1 protein-coding gene is annotated in these 500 nt (G+C 44.4%); it reads right to left on the bottom strand.

Annotated features, from left to right (window positions below):
* Positions 1 to 474, bottom strand: a 474-nt coding sequence (locus tag RX395_RS09975; protein ID WP_316367339.1) for a hypothetical protein, incomplete at its 3' end; no start/stop codon positions are given.
* Positions 475 to 500: the final 26 nt, after the last annotated feature.

Genomic DNA, 500 nt, shown 5'->3' with positions numbered 1-500 from the left:
TTCATACACATTAACTGTGGCGAAGTCGCCGTCAATATTACCGTCAACTACATCATAAGAGGGAGTAAAGTATTTATATGTAGTGTTCTCTAGCTCGTTAAGATGCCCATAGTAGGCAACACTGTCCCGATGCAACTCCAAGTTTTCCTCAAAAGCCTGGAGTGTCCCGGTGTTAATGCTGGTATCTTCATATGGTACAACAGCTTGGGCCGATCTAAACGAAGGATATTCCGCGATACTCTGGGAAAGGACTGCCTTTTCATTTTCGGGAATTACTTCTATAGTGTGCGCTACCAAGTCTTGAGCATCGTAAAAATACTGAGAGTATGCCGCATCTTCCAGATAAGATGTGGCAACCTCTATGGCCGCGTTCATGTCCGGCGACATCTGAGAAATGGATGTCGAAGAAGCGAAAGCGGTAGTCGAGAACAAAAGGCAAACTACCAGGGTAAGACCAATTACTCTTTTCTTCACTAGAAATCTCTCCTTTCTTTCAGCAC

This window comes from Collinsella aerofaciens (assembly GCF_032584215.1).
Lineage (GTDB): Bacteria > Actinomycetota > Coriobacteriia > Coriobacteriales > Coriobacteriaceae > Collinsella.
Note: the sequence above shows the minus strand (reverse complement) of the source record. Positions and strands in the feature narration are given on the sequence as shown.